The organism is Hirschia maritima DSM 19733, from assembly GCF_000378345.1.
Classification (GTDB): domain Bacteria; phylum Pseudomonadota; class Alphaproteobacteria; order Caulobacterales; family Hyphomonadaceae; genus Hirschia; species Hirschia maritima.
Window position 1 is genome coordinate 285,341 of record NZ_KB899547.1, and the last position, 19,862, is coordinate 305,202.

The following is a 19,862-nucleotide window of genomic DNA, read 5'->3' on the forward strand; positions in this document are numbered from 1 at the left end:
GCTATTGTTAAAGCCCATCCTCATTGGGAGGTGTTGGCTTTAAATCCATAAAGTCGAATATGGACTTGTCGGCCAGATGGCTTGGGCGGACATTTTTGAGGGCGCGGAACATGGTCTGGCGGCGGCCAGGCGCGCGCTTTTCCCATTCATTGAGCATGTCTTTCATGGCAGCGCGTTGTAGACCTTCTTGCGTGCCACAAAGATTACAAGGAATAATTGGAAATTCCATTGCCTTAGCAAAGCGCTCAATATCGGCCTCTGCACAATGTAGAAGAGGGCGATGCACTTTGATATCGCCTTCATCATTTAACAATGTGGGGGGCATAGCTGCCAAGCGTCCACCATGGAATAAATTCATCATGAATGTTTCAAGAGCATCATCGCGGTGGTGGCCTAATACAATGGCATCACACTCTTCAGCGCGGGCTGCATTGTATAAGATGCCTCGACGCAGGCGTGAACACATCGCACAGTAAGTTGCGTTCTGCGGCGTTTTCTCTTTGACGATCGAGTAGGTGTCTTCAGTTATAATTCGGTACTCGACACCTAAGCCAGAAAGGTATTCTGGCAGTATGTGTTTTGGAAATCCCGGTTGTCCCTGATCCAGGTTTACAAATATCAGATCAATAGGAAGTGCACCTTGCCATTTCAAATCAAGTAAAGCAGCCATGAGTGTGTAGCTGTCTTTTCCACCAGATAAACACACCATCCATTTATAGGGTGTCTCACGTGTTTTTGCATCACTCGGGATGAGCTTGAATTCGTCTAGAACTTCTTTTGTTTGACGTACGATGGTCTTGCGTACTTTTTTGAAGTTTACCGACTTGGGTGCATTGGCGAATATCGGATGATAGGGCTCAAACAAGTGTTCTTCTTTTGCTTTGCCTGACATTGAATGCGTATGAGCAGTAGCAGTCTCCGCTTGTACTTCAGAATTTGAAGGAGAAGAAGCGGACGATACTTTATTGATGAGGTTGTGTGTATTGTTACTCATGGAATGCAGCGATAACGTATTTGTCATTGAAGGCAAGCTTTACCTATGTTGAATCCAAGTAATTCTGAATTAAGTTGAAATAATTGGAGATCACTTGAGAAAGAGTATGAAAAGATGAAAGTGTGGTTGTTTGGCTTACTAGGATTGATTTTAGGTGGATTGGTTACTTTTGGAATTTTGCAATCCAAGGAAAATCAACTCGAAACACCCGTTTATGGCTGGCAATTGGTCTATGCTCATACTGAAACGGGTGAAACCATATCGGGAGCCAAAGAAGATCTAATCAATGCAATTCAAGCTGGAAAACCTGTGCGAGTGGGTTGGTCTGGTTCTTATGTCGATCATGTAACAGATGGTTACTTTCTCACGATAATTGACGGTGAAGTATTTGCTCAGATATTTGAAATTAGAGGACAAAGACCTTCGCGTTCACCACCCAACATTGAATTGGCGGAAGAAGGACAAAATTGGCTGACAGTGTTCGCTACTAACGGCGACCGTGCGTTGCGTTGGTTTGTGCAGCAATAACTCTCTATATTTAATCTTGTCGCAAAACGACCGATGTTTCTGCAGTTAATGTCCAGTTGATTCCTTAGTTGAACTTTGGTTTTGACTGATAAGGTCAAATTTTGGGTGGATTTTGTTGATTTTTTACATCTAGAAAGTGTAAAATTTGCCTACCGAGCGAAAATTCACCCATAAAAACATAGTTGATATGCATATGTGACGGACAAATAACATAAGATTTGAGCAGTTTTTGGTGTATGTAATGTCAATGTATACACTTTTATTTTTAATGAAAACAAATAGATAAATACATAACGCCAAATTTACTATAGTCTGTGTAGTGACAAACGTGACGGTCTATGTCATAAAAGTGTCATGAAACACGCATCAATCATTCTGTGCGTGCTGGCCGCTGGCGTTATGCCGGTCGCTAATGCGCAATCAGCTGGAGACATACCGGCACGAGCGTTTGAAATTAAAGTCGAAGGTGCAGTTGCTCCTTCAGGTTTGCACCAACTCAGTTACCCTTATTTAGCGGGTGTAAAGAGTCGTGCAGGTTCATGTGATCTGTCCGTGAAAGTGGACGATAGAGGAAATATTGGCGCAGTAAGCGTGGATGCATGTTCATCAGACGATTTCGCTGAAGAAGCAGGTAAATTAGTTGCTTCTGATGAAAATGTAGAAGTAGCGGATATTCTCCCACTTCGCATTGAGTGGACAATGGACGACTAGGGTCCTGTAAAAGATTTGGAACGCGGCTTGATAATAATAAGGAATTAAACGAGAGCCACAAAAATACGCCTGATTTATCTCCTCAATCCAGATGAATTATGGTGTGAAGCAGCGATAAGGCAGTGTGCAAGAAGATTGCACACTGCCTTATTGTTTGGGGCTGTATGTTTTATAAACCATCAAGAAATGATTGTGTCTTTGCGTATGTTCCGTATTGTGCAGGAAAATACAATTCTTGAGGGGAATTTTATGATACGTTCATTGCTTATAGGTGCGATGGGATTGGCAAGTGTTGCTTGTGCTCATGCTCAAAAAGAAGACGTACCGCCAACGCCGTTCGTGATACCTGCTGAAAACATTGCGACTTCACAGGCGTTAAAAGAAACGGCTCTGAAAAGTGATCTGGCACTTGATATTATCACGGACCTCACAACTAAAGTTGGTCCTCGTTTGGCTGGCACACCGCAAGAAGAAAAAGCACGCACTTGGGGTGTTGAGAAATTCAAAGAACTTGGCTTTGAAAACGTCCGTGTTGAGCCTTTTGAACTCGATCTTTGGACACGTGGCAGGTCTGTCTACGAAGAAGTGACACTGACAGCTCCTTATCCACAGCCTCTTTATGCGATTTCCCTTGGTGGAGGAGCCGCGACTCCTGAAGAGGGGACTGAAGCGTCTGTTGCGTATTTCAAAAGTTATGATGCATTTAAGGCCAACACTGAAACTGATGTTACAGGCAAAATCGTCTTTGTGGGTGACCGTATGACGGCTGCTCGGACGGGTGAAGGATATGGTTGGGCAAACCGCAAGCGTCGCGATGCATGGATTATGGCAGAAGATCGTGGTGCAGTAGCTCTGTTTATTCGTTCAGTTGGAACGTCCTCCAATCGTTTCGCGCACACGGGTATGATGAGTTTTCCAGAAGGTCGCCGTCCAAATATTCCGGCTTTATCTGTTTCTAATCCAGATGCTGACCAAATCGAACGTATTTCAGCAACAGGCGAAGATATGAAAATTCGTTTGAAAACATTTGCAGGATGGCGCGGAAAATCCATGTCTGGGAATGTGATCGGTGAAATTGTAGGCCGTGAAAACCCAGAAGAGATTGTGATAATCGGCGGGCACCTTGATAGCTGGGACACAGGCACGGGGGCGCTGGATGATGGCGCAGGCGTTGGTATCACAATGGCAGCCGCAAAATTGATTGCTGATCTGCCAGAAAAGCCCCGTCGTACGATTCGTGTTGTGTTGTTTGGCGCTGAAGAAGTAGGGCTTGTTGGTGCGCGGGCTTATGCAAAAGAGCGTATGGAAGATGAAACGCTTGATAATCACGTCATCGGATCAGAATCCGACTTTGGAGCTGGAGAAGTTTGGCGTTTTGGATCAAATGTTGGCGCTGATGCTCTTTCAGCTATGGATGCGATTGGGCGTGAACTTGCGCCTCTAGGCATTATTCGCGGCAACAATAAAAGTGGTGGCGGACCAGATATGATGCCGCTGCAAGCTGCTGGAGTGCCTATGGGGCGGTTGGATCAAAATGGTGAAGATTATTTTGAATTCCACCACACTCCAAATGACACGGTGGATAAAATCGAAAAAAGCGAGCTTCAACAGAATGTCGCTGCTTGGGCAATGTTTACATACCTCGCCGCTGAGCTGGACGTGGACTACCGCGCCGGACGCGAAGAAGAGTAGGTTGTGTAAGCCTCTAGATTACTAGACTAAGGAAAGCGCTCAGTTGAATGACTGAGCGCTTTTTTGTTGCGGCTGTTTATGGCCCGAAACGGACGTTCACCTTTTATTATCATGGCGTAAGGCTAAACGTACATAAAGTCGTCAGGGTCCAACGTATATGCATCTGCAAGAGTGAATACTCCTCCAGTGTCGACGCATTTCTCCACACTACTTACAATTTTTAGATGATGAAGGCAGCGGTATCCTGCGATGGCGAATAGGTCTTCGGTGCTTTGTTGGATAACCTCGGCTTGATTAATTTCTAGCGGAGTGTTTTTTCCATTTAGCGTATTTGATGCATGACGACGTCCATAATAAGCCATGAAGTCAGCTAGTTGGATGGCATAACAATCTTGCTTACGAACGAAATCTAATGATTTAATGTGATCAAACCCACTGCCTTTTTCGCGAACTTCTTTAAAATGAGTAAGTAACCCATTGTTATTTTTATTTCCAGTTTCAATTATTAATCGGATAGCACCTTCATTTTGCTTAAGGTTGGCATCTTTTTCCAGCGACATTATGATTCTCGCAAACAGCAAACCAAGACTTGATAGCCGCGCTGTGTGTTTGTTTTGCTGATTAAATTTTTTACCTAAAGAGTTACGAATACTAACGGATATTCCAACAACTTCGCATATTTTTGCTGCATCAAAGAGTTCTTCTACAAAATTACGTTTTTTTTCTAAAGACCAACCAGAAAACTCACCCTTACCTCGTTGTAAGTCCTTGGTATGCAGTGTTATTAGGCCAAACCTTTCGTATGTGTCAGAGGCAAGCCGTTCGAACTTTTGCCAGCATTCCGTTTTTGTGAAGTACCCTCCTAAAGAACTAATACTTCCTCCATCAGCGCTGTCATCTAAGTAGCAGGTAATATCCATCATGAGAGTTCCATAAAGCTGGTAGGGCGTGCTTGTTTTTTCAACTAGTAGGATATTTATGCAATTTTATGTGGCGCAAATAGGACGCTTTAGTTTGTTTTGAAAGAGATTGACATTTTACGTGAACTGTCCGCTTTTGGCGAAAAAATGCCCCATCTACATCTAACCAGGCGGGCCAGTGACGAAGCTTTCTACCAGTGAGCCAGATAGCAATCTCCAGCCGTCCACGAGGACGAAGAAGATTAGCTTAAATGGCATGGAGATGGTGACCGGCGGTAGCATCATCATACCCATGCTCATAAGGATAGAGGCCACCACGAGGTCGATGATGAGGAAGGGCAGAAAGATCATAAACCCGATCTCAAATGCGCGCTTCAATTCTGAAATCATGAAGGCGGGGGCGAGTACATGAAATGGTGCCTGTTCTGCGCTTTCAAGTGTTTCGATATTGGCCATATCCATGAAGAGGGCGAGATCATCATCTTGCACATGTTTGGCCATGAATTCTTTCATTGGTGCAGCAGCACGGGGCAATGCATCGTCTAATTCAATGGCTTCTGCCATAAAAGGGGCTATCGCGTCTTCATAGGCTGTCTCGAAGGTTGGAGCCATGATGAATGCAGTGAGGAATAGTGATAGAGAAATTATCACTGCATTTGGTGGACTTTGTTGCAGCCCTAAAGCTGTCCGCAAGAGTGAGAACACCACAACAATACGTACAAAACTGGTCGTCATCACAAGAATTGAAGGCGCAAGAGATAAAATGGTGATGACACCAATCATCTCGACAATGCCGCTCGTTAATCCCGCGCCTGTGCCAAGGTCGAAAGAAAATTCCTGAGCCATTCCTGCTGGGGCCATAAGGAAGGTGCCCACTAATAAAAGGGTGACGCGTCCTATTAATTTGGAGAAACGGTTTTGCGAGCGCATTATGATTTCTCCTTAGGTTTGATAGATGATGTCACCTTGCTTATGGCCTGACTTACCTGTGCGACTAGCTTGGGGGGCGTTTGCACGCTAGCTGGTGTGGTTATGCTTGCCTGCTGATCTCCCTCTGCTGGGGTAGATGCATCACGACTGGCGACAACGCATTGATCAGTTTGGCTTAGGCATAATAAATGTTCGCGACCATCCCAATGGACGACGGCCAGTTTGCGTCGCGAATCCATTCCGCGCCATTCAACAATACGAAGATCGGAGGTTTGGTTTGTTAAGTTTGCGCGCTGGTTGGCATAGCGACGGAAAACCCAACCCATGCCGAGAATAATGGACAACACAAAGATAAGCGCGCCAGTTGCGCGGATGAGTTCTTCCATGAGTCTGACCAGTCTTAAAGCGAGCGGCATTCTGCTGCTCAGATGCATTCAAACCGTCAAATTTAAACGGCTTTATTAACTTTTCGGTCTTGAAGGTAAATGAGTGGTTAATTTCACTGAACACAATTTTAAAAACTCCTTAACTTTAAGGGTGGAAACTGCCTAGCAGACGGATCGAATTTGCCCAGTTGAGGTGGATTTGATTTTCAATTCGGATTTAGGAGAGTTTCAATCGTGACTAGCCCAATGGACATGCCGATCTTCGGAATGATGAAAGCGCGCATGGATATGCTGGGTGAGCGCCAGAAACTCCTTTCTCAAAACGTATCCAATGTATCCACCCCCGGATACACGCCAAAGGACATTGATAAAGAAGCGTTCAATGCTGCGATGGCAAAGGGTAAGGTGGGTGTGTCTTCTGCCTCCACGGGATCATCAGCAATGGCTGTTACGCACCCCGGGCACATAGCGGGAGCAAGCCGTGCGCCTATGGCGGTTGGTGCGCATGTTCAAAAATCACCTGATTCAGAAACAACACTCGATGGCAATTCAGTAGTTGTCGAAGATCAGATGATGAAAATCGCTGAGACCCGCATGGAATTTGAAACTCTCGTTGGGCTCTACAATAAGAGCCTGAATATGATGAAGCTGGCCGCAAAAGCGCCGCGCTAATCTCACGCAATAGGATTTAGAGCATGTCTAACGATTTAATGTCTGCAATGTCCTCGGCTGCTTCTGGTTTGCGTGCGCAAACAGTGCGTATTCGTGTGTCAGCTGAAAACCTCGCAAATGCAAACTCCACTGGCGATGCACCTGGTGCAGACCCTTATCAACGTAAAGTGCCAGTGTTTAAGAGCTATCTCGACCGTGATAGTGGCGCAGAGCGTGTGAAAGTATCAGGTGTGCATGCCGATACATCGCCTTTTACGATCAAGTTTGATCCATCCCACCCCGCAGCAGATGAGAGCGGCATGGTGAAATATTCAAACGTGTCATCTCTCGTGGAAATGACAGACATGCGCGAAGCGCAGCGCGCCTATGAAGCAAATTTGAATGTGGTTGAAGCAAGCCGTTCCATGCTTCTGGCCGCTGTAGATATTTTAAAGGCATAAGGTAGAGCGATATGGAAATCGGTGCAGCAGCAACCAATGCATATTTAAAGGCCGCTCAAGCAGCCGTTAAACCACAAGATACGCAAGATGCGGGCGCAATTTCAGGTGCGCCTTTTGGTCAAATGCTGGATGCTGCTTTGTCCAAAACGACTGAAGCTGCTGCAACAGCTGAAAATGCAGTGGCTTCCGCTACTATGGGCAATGCCGACTTAGTGGATGTTGTGACATCTATCGCCGCGGCTGAAGCAACGCTGGAAACAGTTGTAGCCGTGCGCGATCAAGTCATCTCAGCCTACCAAGAAGTCATGAGAATGCCGATATAGGGGGCTATGTATTAGAACAATTTCTGTCGCATTTCTTCACATATTCCGTCGATACTTGGAAATAGGGTGGCTTCACTGATCCCCATCATGGATAATTCTCTGAGAGCTTTTTTATACTCACTCGACGGTAGGTCTATTGCCTGTAAAAAAGTCTTGTGTGTGTCTTGCTCACAAACTTGGATATATTGCTCAATATTAACGATGTTGGTGGCTGACAATACGGATTGTTGCGGGCCAGCCCTATGATTATCATAGCTAAGTGGCTGAAAAATGGAAAAGTGTGGACGGGTGTATGTTATTCTATCCAATTGCATAAACTCCTTCTTCCAAAGTTTTATATCGAATAGAAAAATACGGACAAAATCATCGGTGAAGTTCGCTTTGGTTAGGTTCCTATAAGCGAAATATGCAGCTACAAATGGAGAATACGTCCAATCTAGTAGAGGAGTTGGATAGCCGTGGTGTTGGAGAAGATTTAAAAAAGCTGCATATTGCTCAGCGTTTCTTAGGTCGTATTGAAATTTCAGGTGAGCGGATAGTCTTTGAAATAGGCGGGGGATATCTTTTTCAATAAATGGAATTAGGTCAGTTCTGTTAGATCTATGAAAAGATGTTTGCAAAGGCCATTTGTGATTTGATTGACCTCTAAATATGAAAGTTTCGGGTTCATATTGCAAAACTGTATGTTTGAATGAATCCCAATCAGTAATAGTTGGATTGGGAACCAGTATGGACGAAGTGTTTTTGGGGAAGTGGATGAGTTTTATTTGTCCAGAGTTCTTTTCGACATTGTTCTGACTATACCAATCAACAATTATTTCGTGACGTGCATTGCTGTTTAATTTGATATAGATTTCGTTAGGAAATGTGATGTCTGGATATTCTGATTGTAGATCTTGTTTGGAAACTGGGTACCCAGTTTGGGGGTGAAGTGGGCGGACTTTGAGTATTCCTTCATGGGGAAGGTATGGTGGGGATAGTTCCAATCTGCCTACCATCCCTGGCATCAAGTAGTCATCATCATAAAAGTAAAAATGTCCGACAAAATTGTTGTCTTGTTTGTCTAGGTCTAAGATAATAAAGGCGTCATTGTTGCCTTCATTTCTTCCCATCCATTGGCCTTGCATATTACAGTATGTCTCCTGAGTGGGGGCATTTACAAGTATATGGTAACGGGAGATGTTTTCTTCAACTTTAAGTGTTTCGTTTATTCTATAAAATTTTGAATTGATGTGAAATGTCGATGTAGAAAATGCAACATGCTTAAGTTGATTTTAATATTCATAGATTCCAGTTCTCAGTTTGAAATCCTCATGATAGGCTAGGCTAACCGTATTTCTGCGATGTGGCAGTGGTCGTGAGGTGAGGGATGGCTGAGGATTTAAAATCTGAAGGCAGCGTGGCAGGCAGCAATGTCTTTGTATCCTATTCGCGTCAGGATATGGATTTTGCCAATCAGATAGTCTCCATGCTTGAAGATGAAGGCTACGATCCCAAAATCGACCGCGATGATATTGCTGCTACGGAGCAATGGGAAGCGCGTTTGCGTGAGCTGATATCCAGCAGTGATACCGTTGTTTTTGTGCTGTCAGATGCCTATTTAGCCTCTGAAAATTGTGCTTGGGAGATAAAAGAAGCCGTCGCGCGAAAAAAGCGTCTTATTCCTTTAGTGCCTCGTCCGATAACGGGAGACGTGCCGCTGGAATTATCGCGGCTCAACTATATCTATTTTTTCAATTTAAAAGCTGGTGATGGGACTGGTTTTTACAACGGCTTTAAATCACTCCAAAGAGCATTGCGTCATGATTTAGAACGTCTGCGTTTATTGAGGCGTTTTGAAGAACGCGCCAAGGAATGGAAAACCGGAGACGGTGAATTATTATCTGGCGAGCAACTCGTTCAGGCCGCAAGTTGGAAAACGGAAACTGAAAAGCAAGATAGTGTTCCCAAAGATGTGCTCGAATACATCGCGGCAAGTAAAACAGCGCATAATCAACGCGTAAAAAGAGAACGTAGCCGAGCTAGATTATTGGGCGGATTATCAATTGCTTCCGCTGTTGCAACAATTGCGGCGATCGTCATTGGGTATGGCGCGTATCTCACTAGAGGTGAAGCCACGAGAGCTATGGCTGAATTGGATGTTCAGACTGACGATATGAAAGTGATTGTCGGTGCGGCGGAGCAATGGGCTAGTGGACGTCAGAACCTAGCTTTGAATAAGCACGAAATTCCAGAGGACTATGAAAGTCAGTCTGAAAATGCAACTCGGGTTTCAGGACGTATGCTTGAAGAAGCGTATCAGCATTTAAAATCACGTTCATCGATTGAAAAAAGTGAAGCGGATCATGTCGTGTTTATTCGTCAATCTGTGCGAAGGGATTTGGCCAAAGCGCGTTTTTATAATGGAGATGAAAGCGCCGTTGCGCCGATTGATGAGAATATCGCAGAGTTGACGGCATTTGATGACGAGCGGATCGAACGCTTTGTGGATTACCGCCAGATCTTGGCTGAAGATTATGTTTCCCGTGCAATATATTCTTGCCTGCAACAAGATAGAGTGGGTGGTATTGAAGCTGAGTTGAATGGAGCACCTGAAGATGTCCGTAAATTTATCAGCTGGAGTGACGCGCTGGCGCGAGAAAAATCAGGAGCAGTTTGTGAAGAGGCCAGAAGTGCAATTTGCGCGATAGGGCAATCTTGTGACTTTATCGAAAATGAGTTTGATCAAATAGCAATGGCTGAAATGCCAGAGGAAATTGTAGAGCTACCAATGCCTGCACCGATCGTCATGCCTGAGCCCGTGTTTGAAGATGATGTGGATGAAGAGTCTGATGGGGCGGTTGAACCAATTGTGTCTTCTCCGGCACCACCTCCTGCGCGTGGTTCCGTTAAGAAAACACCCAGTCGCGTGAGCAGAGATGTTGTAAGTAAAGAGCCACAGTTTGCGGCAATTGATAAAGAGTTTGAAATCAGGGAGCTCTATCTGCACATTTCAGACAAAAGCCAATATAGAGACGCAGAGATTGTGGCCAAGCAATTGTCTCGCGAGGGCTTTAAAGTATTGGGGATTGATGTTGTAGAATACGATCCGTCTAAAGCGAGATCGGTTCGGTATTATTATGGTCCTCAAGCTGGACAATCTGCTAAAATTGCAGAGATGTGCGCAGAGTTTGCAATGGAAACTGACCGTGATTCGTGGAGCGAAGTAGAAAGCTATAAGGTCATGTCTCTGGCGGGGCGTTATGGAAAGCTACCTTTAAATAGAGCAGAAATTTGGTTCTAATCGACGAGTTATCAAGACAGGTCCGCGCTTGCACAATCTGTAAGGACTTACCGCTTGGTCCAAAGCCACTTTTTAAAATTCATGGCCAAGTAAAAATTTTGATTGTGGGGCAAGCTCCAGGACGCAAAACGCACGAGGCTGGAAGGCCATTTCTGGATGCGTCAGGTGTAAGGCTGAGAGAGTGGTTAGGGGTAGATGATGATACTTTCTACAATGATCCCCGCATAGGGATATTGCCGATGGGGTTTTGTTTTCCGGGTACTGGAAAGGGAGGTGATCTACCCCCTCGTGCAGAATGCGAACAAAACTGGCGTAGGCAAATGTTGGATGTCATGCCTCATGTGGAGCTGACGATAATTATAGGAAAATATGCACGTGATTGGCATCTGCCAGATCGCATTAAAGAAAGCATTACCCAGACGGTGTCAGATTGGCAGGTGCTGCTTCCAGAGTGTTTGCCTACGCCCCATCCAAGTCCGCGCAATAATCGATGGCTAAAAAACAATCCTTGGTTTGAGCAAGAAGTTGTTCCACGACTACAGGAGCGGGTCCGTGTCATGTTGGATGAATAGAAATCGAGATCTTCATCTTGACTAATTATTGAAAAACGATATATAAAATTATCGAATTTCAATAAGGATCGGCTATGAGTGTTTTAAAAATTGCTGGAATTGTGTCACTGGGAGTGTTGGTGACTGGGTGTATCAATGTGCAAACGGGTTCACGTGGGCACGGTGATTTTAACTATTATGATGCGGCATCTGTAAAGGGCGTATCTGTGCAAAACGGTGAGATCGCCGTAACTGTCTCATCTAATGGTTGTACGGATAAGGACTTCATTGATGCAGAAGTCGAAAAAGATGGCCGCAGTCATTTTGAGGTGGAATTTGAGCGTGTTCGCACGGATCACTGCAAAGCATACAAACCAGATGGTGTAACACTCGTTTACACCTTCCAAGAATTGGGGATTCCCGCAGGCTCAACTGTTGAAATCGAAAATCAGGTTCGCGGTTAGATTTCTAGTCGCTTAATAACTATCAAGCTGCCATTGAGAAATGGCCTCTATTCAAAGGCAGCTTGAGCTTCTTCAATCCAATCATAAACTTCTTCATGATCTAATGGAGAGCTGTTCTGTGCGATACGTGCACCATCCTTTGTTTTTAGGAAGTTGGTGGCAGCTTGGAATAAATCGCGAGATGAACTTTCCGCTAAGTCTTCTACACAACGAACACCAGCACCTACTAGTATCTGAGCATCGTGAACTCGCAAAGAGGGCATGTCGATCATCATCAAGGATTGATCTTGCCAGTCAATGATCGTTGCGGGCGTCATGTATCCAACGTCAAGTTTTGCGGACAATTCTTTAGCTTTGGATTGGACCAGATCTCCAACAGTGTAGATGCCAACTTCATTCAATCTAGCGGCAGTTTTTTTGCCGATTGATGGAGCGTCTACGATTTCAGAAGCCATGCTCAACGGGTCACGACGACCAGAGCGTTTGGGAGAAGGTGTAGGTTCTTCCTCAATCTCTTCGTCTGCTGTTTCAAATGGAATACTGTCTTCAACGAGTTCATCATCATCCATAGCATCGATCATGGCATCATAAGATTCGACGTCGAGCTCTTCATCAGAAAGGTCGGCTGTAGAAGGATCAGTATCAGCTCCGAGAGCAATATCTTTTAGTTGAGCTGCAAATGCTGTTTCGGCGGCTTCCTGTTGTTCGGGTTTGAGGGTTGTAGCCTCACTATTTGCTTTGACACGGAATTTTGGTTTTTCAGCTTTCTTAGCAGCGTTTTCGGCGGCAGCGCGGCGTTCAGCAGCCTGTTGTTCGGCAAGCTCGCGGCGCTGTTGAGTTTCTCGTTCTTCGGCTGTTTGATGAGCAGCTGAAAGTAGGGCGGCGGCTTCGGCTGTTTCTTTGCAATCAGATTGGTTGCGATCTTTGCGTTTAGCTTCTTTCTCAGCGAGCTTTGCAGCTTTGGCTTCATCTGCAGCGCGTTGCTTTTCAAGCTTTGCTTGTTCGGCAGCTTGAATTTCAGCTTCTTTTTTGGCGGCTATTTCTGCGCGTTCGCGTTCGACAGCATCTGCTTTTTCTTGAGCTGCTTGTTCAGTTCTGGCCTTTTCTTCAGCTTTTAAGCGTGCTGCTTCATCTTCTTTGGCTTGTCGTTCCGCGAGTTTTGCTGCTTTGGCGTTGGCAGCTTCTTCCTGTTTGGCTCTTGCAGCAGCTGCTTTTTCATCTTTAGCACGTTGCTTAGCGTTCGCTTTTTCCTCAGCAAGTTTCTGCTTTTCTGCTTTTCTTGCCTCTTTGGCTGCTAATTGATCTGCTTTTTTGTCTAACACTGGAGCTGCGGTTGCAGAAGCAATAGACGCTTCCTGCGCTTGCGCGGTGTCTCTAGTTGAGACTGGGGCTGTGCCCGTGCGGGCAATGTGCTTTTGACCGATTTTGCGCATCCGCTGAGCATCTAGCTCCTTGAGTGGTTTGCGAAGAACCTGTTGGGCGTGCATTTTGCGGATTTGTTTATCGTCATCCGGAAGCTTTTTAATGACTTTCCCAGTTTTACGAAGTTCTTGATACATCGCCGTTACAATGCGGCGGTCATTTACGTCGTCTAGTTTGCTTGTGATCCAGCGAATAGGGATGTCCAAAGTAGATAGGAAGCCATTTATCGTCATGTTGGATTTGGGTGGTACAACATCAGCTTCTTCAAATGCGCGCATATAGATGGCGGCTAGGCCTGAGGTCGCATATGCAACGAGATCCGAAATGACGTCTAGAAGGGTTTCATCTAGTCCGTCTTCAGGGACTTTTACCCCTGCATCAACATTGTAGTGGTCGATCAGTGTATTGTAATGTGGGTGAGACTTTTCTGCACCTGCACGCACCATTTCGGAAACGAACCCAGGGCCATCGCCAGTCGCTACAGTAGGATATCCTTTGGCCTCAATTCGCCGAGCGATTTCGCTACGAGATTTGGCAATCGACCATTCAACAGCGCGGTGGATAGCGCCTTCTTCTTCAGTCTGTCCTGTGTGGAAAGGTTGGATCGGGTCGGCATAATAATGACTCATAACCCCAAGCGCATAAGCGGCGTCTGACCACTTTTTAGCTTTAAGAGCCATCACAGATTTGGCGTACCATTCCAATGCTGCATCTCGAGCGCCACCCCATTCACCTTCTTCAATGTGAAGAACATGATTTTTGAAGTCTTTAAATTCTGCATCAGGTGCTTTGGCACCTTTTAGAAGGTCGTCATGCATAACGAGTAGCAAATCGTGCCAGCGTTCAGCATGTTCACCCTTTAGTAGGGTGAGGGCACCAATAGCTATGTGATGGTGCGTAGAGCGGCAGCGATGCGCAGTAATGACGCGAAAAAGAAGCGAAGTCATGTTGGCTTCCCTGAATTTGAGTCCTGAAAGTCCAAAACGGCCTAGTAAAACTGGATCGGCCTATTCTAATTCACTATTTTTCGGGGGATTTGGTTACTGAACAGTAAACGCAGTGTTAGTAATTGTATAAAAATATTTAAGATGATCGCACTCAGCATGCAGGAATATTGCGGTTAAAAGCTAACTTGGGGGTAGTTAATCAGCTTAGGTAGGACACCATTGTTGTCCTACCTTAAGGCGTAGTGGAATTGGTGGAATCGATTAGCTATCTGAGCCGGGAACTTTCGCCCACAAATCATAGCAATCTGCATCGGTGATTTCAGCCTTCACTATGTCACCTGCTTCGAGGTCTGGATAGTTTTCCAGGTGAACAAGTCCGTCAATTTCAGGTGCATCTGCTTTTGTGCGTCCTACGGCCGATTCCCCATTTGAATCGTCAATTATCACATCAAGGACGCGTCCAATTTGTGCTTCAGAACGTTCATGAGAGATTTCTTGCTGTAGCTGCATAAAGCGGTGCCAACGCTCTTCTTTCACTTCCTCGGGAACATGGTCTGGAAGGTCGTGAGATACTGCACCCTTAACATCTTCGTATTTAAAGCAACCAGCTCTATCGATTTTGGCTTCGCGCATGAAGTCCATAAGCGTTTCAAAATCATCGTCGGTTTCTCCTGGGAAACCAACAATGAATGTCGATCGAATGGCAATATCAGGAACATCCCGGCGCCATTGCTGGATACGTTCGAGCACTTTGTCTTGTTTTGCCGGGCGTTTCATGTTGCGAAGAACATTTGGTGACGCATGCTGGAATGGAATGTCGATATAGGGAAGAATTTTGCCTTCCGCCATTAACGGGATGATTTTATCAACGTGTGGATACGGATAAACATAGTGCAAGCGTGTCCACATGCCCATGTCACCGAGACCTTCACACAGGTCTTGGAAGCGAGTTTCGTATTCTTTATCTTTCCAAGTACGTGGCTCGTATTTGATATCCATTCCGTATGCAGAAGTATCTTGTGAAATCACAAGGAGTTCATTTACACCAGCTGCCTGCAGTTGTTCAGCTTCGCGCAAAACGCGATCAATCGGGCGAGAAGCAAGGTCTCCGCGCAATGCTGGAATGATGCAGAATGTACACCGGTTGGAACAACCTTCAGAAATTTTCAAATACGCATAGTGGCGAGGCGTTAGGCGAATACCGCTTTCTGGCACCAAACTTTGAAATGCACCTGAAGGAGGAGGGCAATGTTTGTGTACCGACTCCATCACTTGCTCATATTGAGCTGGACCGGAGATAGCTAAAACCTTGTCGTATTGTGCTTCAATAACTTCGGGCTCCGCACCCAAACACCCTGTAACGATAACGCGTCCGTTTTCTTCTAGCGCCTCTCCGATTGCATCGAGGCTTTCATCACGTGCAGAATCCAAGAAACCACACGTATTCACCAACACTAAGTTTGCACCTTTGTAGTCGGGTGAGATTTCATATCCTTCAGCACGTAAACGCGTAATGATACGCTCGGAATCCACCAATGCTTTGGGGCAACCCAAAGAAACAATTCCGATTTTTGGAGCAACCCCACGAATTGGTGCCTGATCGGTTTGCATTGATAGTGTCCTTGTTGAAGAAATAAGTTTGAGTGCTAGAGGCAGATAGTACGCTCCAGCTGTCTTTGCAACCGAACGCAAAGAGGGTGTGCCATACTTGAAAACAGCACGGTTTAGCAAGTCTTATTCAAAAAAAGCAAAACAGAGAACTAAAAGTGATACTTTTGTTCTACAGTGAAGTTTGGATTTTGGAGGGATTTTAAACGACGTCTGAGCTAGACTCGTTGGTATCGTTTGGACCTTCACCCGGTTCAAATTCCAACCCGGCGACAATACCATCATTCCAGATGACGCGGCAGAGGCGACGCTTCCCAGCGTATTGAATTCTTATCTGCTCAGGAAAAGACTTGGCACCTTGGCAAGATATTCTTAGGCCAGTCTCACTGACATCATTGATGATACATGGGTCGCTACCACCGCTCTTATAGTAGACGCGGGAGTCGCGATACGTGGAAAGTCTGTCATCGGTGCGATGTTCCACTGGTCCTTCTTCGACGATCTCTTCGACCTCATCATTTTTCTTGGAACCGCGCTTTAGAATATCCAGGATACCCATTTCTTGTAACCGTGTCTCACCAGTGTTGTAACTTCGCGGGTAAATTATGCTGAAGCTACTAACAAAAAGTAAGTAGAAATCGCTAGATTTATGAATTCAAAGTAAAAAGGTGAGTTTGTGAAGTTGTTTTAGTATTAAATGAATTTTCTGGTTGAGCTGTACTGTGAATATTTACGTAATGAAAAATTACTGGCGAGTTTTGAAGTAAAACTGCCAGTAAATTTATGATGATGAAGAAGTGTTATTCTTCAGCAGCTGCCAGTTCTATCCCATTTTCTTCAAAGAATTCGCGCAATTCACCTTGTTCGAACATATCCTTAACAATGTCACATCCACCAACGAACTCTCCCTTTACATAAAGCTGGGGAATAGTTGGCCAATTGGAGAAGTCTTTGATCCCTTGGCGTATATCTTGGTCTTCTAGAACGTTCAAAGAGTTATATTCAACTCCGATATAATTCAGGATTTGAGTTACAGTTGATGAGAAGCCGCATTGTGGGAAGACAGGCGTGCCTTTCATGAATAGCATTACATCATTTGTATCGATGGCGTTTTTGATTGTTTCTTGAGCTGACATATGAGCAGTCCTGGCTTTTTTTACAGTTATTGCAGAGCTAAGTCTAAAGCGAAGGAATTTCAAGCTTTTCCGAACATGATATGATATTTGCTCTTAGATTTTCTGGACGCGTTGTTGTCGTCAAGATGATATCTGCGAGCCCTGACTGTGAAACCCATTGCAGACATTCATCAGCTGTTAGACTTTGCCTAAGAAACGGTTTTCGTCTGAACATCGCTCGCGCAGAATACCAAATATCCGTTGGTTTCAATGATAATCGGATACCTTTTGCGGCAGGCGCGAGTGCTTCAATGCCTATTATCCCGATATTCCTACTGCGAGCAAATTCAAGACGATCTAGATCTTGCGCTGGCAGTTCAGCATGTAGCGGAGCCATTATTATATCAAAAGCTTCGCTTTCTATCGCTTTATCTAGCTCACTACCGCGTCCGGCAATCCCGGCAAATTTGAATAAGCCTTCTTCTTTTAACCGCGAAAGGTCATTGAACAATTGGTCATTTAAATCATGCATCCCAGGGCCATGAAGAAAGAAGGCATCAATTGAGCCAAGCCTAGAGCTACTTTCAATCAATTGTTGCTTCAGCGCATCGAAACTAAAATCTTTATGAAGCTGGCGTCCGTTTCGAAAAGTACCGCCTTTTGTGATAATGAATGGCGGAGGTAAATGAGACTGAGACGCGGTGCTCTCAAGTCCCATAGCTAGTCGGTCTTCCGCCAGCCCGTTTCCATAAAAAGGAGCAGTATCAAAAACGCTGATCCCCAAATGGCGTGCTTGAGCGACGAGCTTTATAACTTTGTCATCACTAATGATAGGAGCTGATAGTGCTCCAGATATTCCAAACCCCAGCAGAGGCAATACTTTTCCTGTAGCCCCTAAAGCACGAGCTGGAATGGTCTTATTGGGAAGTGATGAAAGTGGATTATCCATTACAATTTAGATTTGAGACAATCTACTTTGGAGCGCGTGTTTTGAGCGCTAAAGCGTGGAGTTTTCCGTCTGCGCCATCCATTGCACCTTTCAAAGCAGAATAAACCATCTGGTGTTGGGCAACGCGTGTTTTGCCCCGAAATTGTTCGGAAACAATCTCTGCTTGCCAGTGATTATTATCGCCAGCCAAGTCAGTTATGGTGATTTCGGCTTCAGGAAAACCCTCGGTTAGGTGGGTCAAGAGCTCATCGTATGACATTGCCATGTGAAGGATTCCTACTTCTAGTTATTAAATGCAAATGAGCATTCTTCATTTCTAGCTCCATATGTAGGTGTTTCGAGCATGAGAATGCAAGCATACTTAGTGCAGTTGACCAAATTTAGTGTCGCAAGTTGGCGCTACGTCACAGCTTGCTGCTTGTCGACTATTCTCTAGAGTGAGTTCAATTAAATAGGGAGGTTATTAGTATGATTGGCGTCACTGCGAAACTAGAGATTCAGGATGGCAAGCAAAGTGAATTTGAAGCGGTTTGCAAAGAGCTTGTTGCGAAAGTAAATGCAAATGAAGAAGATTGCATTTTGTATCAGTGCTTTAAAACAGACAAATCTGATACGAGTTACGTTTTTATGGAGCAATATAAAACCATGGATTCAATATTGGCTCATGGAAAAACAGAATATTTTTTGGCTGCACAGCAAAAGTTAGGGCCACTGCTAACTGCTCCACCGGTTATCGAAATGCATAATTTGGTAGGGTAAAGCCAAAATTTATTCGGAGGTCTCTTTGGCCTCCGTTTTTTTTGTGCTCAAAAAAAGTGATAACGCTGACGCGACGAAATGAATTGACAATCGTATTAGTTCGAATATGAAGTATATTTAGTTCATTTGCGAACTAATATACTGAGTTTTTGCGGACAGGGAATTTGAGATGAGTCAATCATTGATGATGTTTGAGCAAATGGGAGCTAAAGCCTTCTCTCAAGGAGTGGGGCAAATGGCACCTTATTTCTCAACAATTGATCCCGAAGTCGTTGAACTAAAGCCGGGCTATTGTGAGCTTGTTCTGAGAAATCAGAAAAAGGTTCATAATCATCTTGGAACCATACATGCGATTGCGATGTGTAATGCTGCTGAGCTAGTTGGAGGAGTGACAACTGATGTCTCTATTCCCGCTGGAGCGCGGTGGATTCCGCAGGGCATGACAGTCAAATATCTAGCGAAAGCTAAGACAGATTTGAAAGTTGTATGTGATGCCAAAGATGTTGATTTCACTCAAGCAGGTGAAATCATAGTGCCAGTATCTGCGATTGATGATGAAGGAACTGAATGTTTCTCAGCTCTAATCACCATGAATGTAAAACACGCTTAGTATTAAATTTTCCAATAGGAACTCACGCCAGAAAGCTCTTTTGAGCTTTCTGGTGCTTTTTTACTCATCATCTAAAACAAAGCGATTGCGTAGTTCTTCAGGTGGCAAATAGCATTTGTCTAATTTGCCAAATAATGAATATCGATTGCTCGCGACAATGCTATATAACCAGTCTCTAATTTTTTGGGGAATGAACCTGAAAACTTGCAAGTGTCTCGCTGGGCCGCCGGCACGATTGAACAAAGCAAAAGCTGCATCTGATGAAAAGAACGCCTTGTCGTTTTCAATATAAATGAAGGTTTTAGGGGCGTCGGGATCGATACCATGCCTTGATGCGATTTCACGGCCCTTGCTAGATTTAATCGCCACAAAATGAATGGGCGGGTCAGATTTGTCGTGCTTGAACACATATCTAACTGTGCGTGAACAGATCACGCATTCGCCGTCATATACGTAGATGGGTGGGGTCTGATGAGATAATTTACTAGTCAAATTTGTGAATGTTTGCTTGAATCTTTTGAGGTCGCATATCGCGACTTCAAACATGGGGGGATGTTA

General features: G+C 44.8%; 23 protein-coding genes. 11 read left to right on the forward strand and 12 right to left on the reverse strand.

Features of this window, described 5'->3' with window-relative positions; genetic code table 11:
• Nucleotides 1-7: 7 nt before the first annotated feature.
• A complete protein-coding gene (gene ttcA, locus F551_RS0112800) occupies nucleotides 8-892 on the reverse strand; it encodes a tRNA 2-thiocytidine(32) synthetase TtcA (protein ID WP_033405093.1) in 885 nt (294 codons plus the stop codon).
• Between the two features lie 216 nt (nucleotides 893-1,108).
• On the opposite strand from ttcA, the gene F551_RS0112805 reads away from it, so the two are divergent.
• From F551_RS0112805 to F551_RS0112815, 3 genes are all read left to right on the forward strand, one after another.
• Entirely contained in the window at nucleotides 1,109-1,522 is a 414-nt protein-coding gene (locus F551_RS0112805) for a hypothetical protein (RefSeq protein ID WP_018997918.1), read from the forward strand.
• Between the two features lie 354 nt (nucleotides 1,523-1,876).
• Nucleotides 1,877-2,233, forward strand: a complete 357-nt coding sequence (locus tag F551_RS0112810) for a hypothetical protein (RefSeq protein ID WP_018997919.1) — start codon at nucleotides 1,877-1,879, stop codon at nucleotides 2,231-2,233.
• A 249-nt stretch (nucleotides 2,234-2,482) separates the two neighbouring features.
• The gene (locus tag F551_RS0112815) at nucleotides 2,483-3,925 is read left to right on the forward strand and encodes a M20/M25/M40 family metallo-hydrolase (RefSeq protein ID WP_033405095.1); all 1,443 of its coding nucleotides are present in this window, start codon (nucleotides 2,483-2,485) and stop codon (nucleotides 3,923-3,925) included.
• Between the two features lie 122 nt (nucleotides 3,926-4,047).
• On the opposite strand, the gene F551_RS0112820 is transcribed toward F551_RS0112815, so the two are convergent.
• The 3 genes from F551_RS0112820 to F551_RS0112830 all read right to left on the reverse strand — a co-directional run bounded on the left by F551_RS0112820 (nucleotide 4,048) and on the right by F551_RS0112830 (nucleotide 6,161).
• Nucleotides 4,048-4,848 carry a DUF3800 domain-containing protein gene (locus F551_RS0112820; protein WP_155826016.1) on the reverse strand — a complete coding sequence of 267 codons (801 nt, stop codon included), beginning with the start codon at nucleotides 4,846-4,848 and terminating at the stop codon, nucleotides 4,048-4,050.
• A 159-nt stretch (nucleotides 4,849-5,007) separates the two neighbouring features.
• Nucleotides 5,008-5,775, reverse strand: coding sequence for a flagellar type III secretion system pore protein FliP (gene fliP, locus F551_RS0112825; protein WP_018997922.1), 768 nt, complete (start codon nucleotides 5,773-5,775; stop codon nucleotides 5,008-5,010).
• Nucleotides 5,775-6,161: a FliO/MopB family protein gene (locus tag F551_RS0112830; RefSeq protein WP_018997923.1), complete on the reverse strand. Its 387-nt coding sequence runs from the start codon at nucleotides 6,159-6,161 to the stop codon at nucleotides 5,775-5,777. The genes fliP and F551_RS0112830 overlap by 1 nt, the downstream gene beginning before the upstream one ends.
• Before the next feature lie 234 nt (nucleotides 6,162-6,395).
• Here F551_RS0112830 and flgB point away from each other — a divergent pair, with 234 nt between their 5' ends.
• From flgB to F551_RS0112845, 3 genes are read left to right on the forward strand one after another with little or no spacing between them, the layout of a single operon-like run.
• On the forward strand, nucleotides 6,396-6,833 hold the full coding sequence (gene flgB, locus F551_RS0112835; RefSeq protein ID WP_155826019.1) for a flagellar basal body rod protein FlgB: 438 nt from the start codon (nucleotides 6,396-6,398) through the stop codon (nucleotides 6,831-6,833).
• 23 nt (nucleotides 6,834-6,856) lie between these two features.
• A complete protein-coding gene (gene flgC, locus F551_RS0112840; RefSeq protein ID WP_018997925.1) occupies nucleotides 6,857-7,273 on the forward strand; it encodes a flagellar basal body rod protein FlgC in 417 nt (138 codons plus the stop codon).
• An 11-nt stretch (nucleotides 7,274-7,284) separates the two neighbouring features.
• Nucleotides 7,285-7,596: a flagellar hook-basal body complex protein FliE gene (locus F551_RS0112845; protein ID WP_018997926.1), complete on the forward strand. Its 312-nt coding sequence runs from the start codon at nucleotides 7,285-7,287 to the stop codon at nucleotides 7,594-7,596.
• Between the two features lie 11 nt (nucleotides 7,597-7,607).
• Here F551_RS0112845 and F551_RS0112850 read toward each other — a convergent pair whose 3' ends face one another.
• Entirely contained in the window at nucleotides 7,608-8,723 is a 1,116-nt protein-coding gene (locus F551_RS0112850; protein ID WP_018997927.1) for an FRG domain-containing protein, read from the reverse strand.
• A gap of 242 nt (nucleotides 8,724-8,965) precedes the next feature.
• Between F551_RS0112850 and F551_RS0112855 the strand changes: the two genes are divergently transcribed.
• From F551_RS0112855 to F551_RS0112865, 3 genes are all read left to right on the forward strand, one after another.
• Nucleotides 8,966-10,879, forward strand: coding sequence for a toll/interleukin-1 receptor domain-containing protein (locus tag F551_RS0112855; RefSeq protein ID WP_026296827.1), 1,914 nt, complete (start codon nucleotides 8,966-8,968; stop codon nucleotides 10,877-10,879).
• Nucleotides 10,870-11,451, forward strand: a complete 582-nt coding sequence (locus tag F551_RS0112860; protein ID WP_018997928.1) for a uracil-DNA glycosylase family protein — start codon at nucleotides 10,870-10,872, stop codon at nucleotides 11,449-11,451. Before F551_RS0112855 ends, F551_RS0112860 begins: the two co-directional genes overlap by 10 nt.
• A 74-nt stretch (nucleotides 11,452-11,525) precedes the next feature.
• Nucleotides 11,526-11,894, forward strand: a complete 369-nt coding sequence (locus tag F551_RS0112865) for a hypothetical protein (protein ID WP_018997929.1) — start codon at nucleotides 11,526-11,528, stop codon at nucleotides 11,892-11,894.
• 47 nt (nucleotides 11,895-11,941) lie between these two features.
• On the opposite strand, the gene F551_RS0112870 is transcribed toward F551_RS0112865, so the two are convergent.
• The 6 genes from F551_RS0112870 to F551_RS0112895 form a co-directional block, all read right to left on the reverse strand.
• On the reverse strand, nucleotides 11,942-14,263 hold the full coding sequence (locus F551_RS0112870; protein WP_018997930.1) for a DUF4332 domain-containing protein: 2,322 nt from the start codon (nucleotides 14,261-14,263) through the stop codon (nucleotides 11,942-11,944).
• A 261-nt stretch (nucleotides 14,264-14,524) separates the two neighbouring features.
• A complete protein-coding gene (gene rimO / locus F551_RS0112875) occupies nucleotides 14,525-15,874 on the reverse strand; it encodes a 30S ribosomal protein S12 methylthiotransferase RimO (protein WP_026296828.1) in 1,350 nt (449 codons plus the stop codon).
• A 199-nt stretch (nucleotides 15,875-16,073) separates the two neighbouring features.
• Nucleotides 16,074-16,430, reverse strand: coding sequence for a hypothetical protein (locus tag F551_RS0112880; protein WP_018997932.1), 357 nt, complete (start codon nucleotides 16,428-16,430; stop codon nucleotides 16,074-16,076).
• 241 nt (nucleotides 16,431-16,671) lie between these two features.
• On the reverse strand, nucleotides 16,672-17,007 hold the full coding sequence (grxD, locus tag F551_RS0112885) for a Grx4 family monothiol glutaredoxin (RefSeq protein WP_026296829.1): 336 nt from the start codon (nucleotides 17,005-17,007) through the stop codon (nucleotides 16,672-16,674).
• Nucleotides 17,008-17,050: 43 nt separating this feature from the next.
• Entirely contained in the window at nucleotides 17,051-17,935 is an 885-nt protein-coding gene (locus tag F551_RS0112890) for an aldo/keto reductase (RefSeq protein WP_018997934.1), read from the reverse strand.
• A gap of 22 nt (nucleotides 17,936-17,957) precedes the next feature.
• Nucleotides 17,958-18,200 carry a BolA/IbaG family iron-sulfur metabolism protein gene (locus tag F551_RS0112895; RefSeq protein WP_018997935.1) on the reverse strand — a complete coding sequence of 81 codons (243 nt, stop codon included), beginning with the start codon at nucleotides 18,198-18,200 and terminating at the stop codon, nucleotides 17,958-17,960.
• Between the two features lie 203 nt (nucleotides 18,201-18,403).
• Here F551_RS0112895 and F551_RS0112900 point away from each other — a divergent pair, with 203 nt between their 5' ends.
• Together F551_RS0112900 and F551_RS0112905 are read left to right on the forward strand one after the other, a co-directional pair.
• The gene (locus F551_RS0112900) at nucleotides 18,404-18,694 is read left to right on the forward strand and encodes a putative quinol monooxygenase (RefSeq protein ID WP_018997936.1); all 291 of its coding nucleotides are present in this window, start codon (nucleotides 18,404-18,406) and stop codon (nucleotides 18,692-18,694) included.
• Between the two features lie 169 nt (nucleotides 18,695-18,863).
• Nucleotides 18,864-19,304, forward strand: coding sequence for a hotdog fold domain-containing protein (locus tag F551_RS0112905; protein WP_026296830.1), 441 nt, complete (start codon nucleotides 18,864-18,866; stop codon nucleotides 19,302-19,304).
• A 60-nt stretch (nucleotides 19,305-19,364) separates the two neighbouring features.
• On the opposite strand, the gene F551_RS0112910 is transcribed toward F551_RS0112905, so the two are convergent.
• The gene (locus F551_RS0112910) at nucleotides 19,365-19,850 is read right to left on the reverse strand and encodes a thiol-disulfide oxidoreductase DCC family protein (RefSeq protein WP_018997938.1); all 486 of its coding nucleotides are present in this window, start codon (nucleotides 19,848-19,850) and stop codon (nucleotides 19,365-19,367) included.
• Nucleotides 19,851-19,862: the final 12 nt, after the last annotated feature.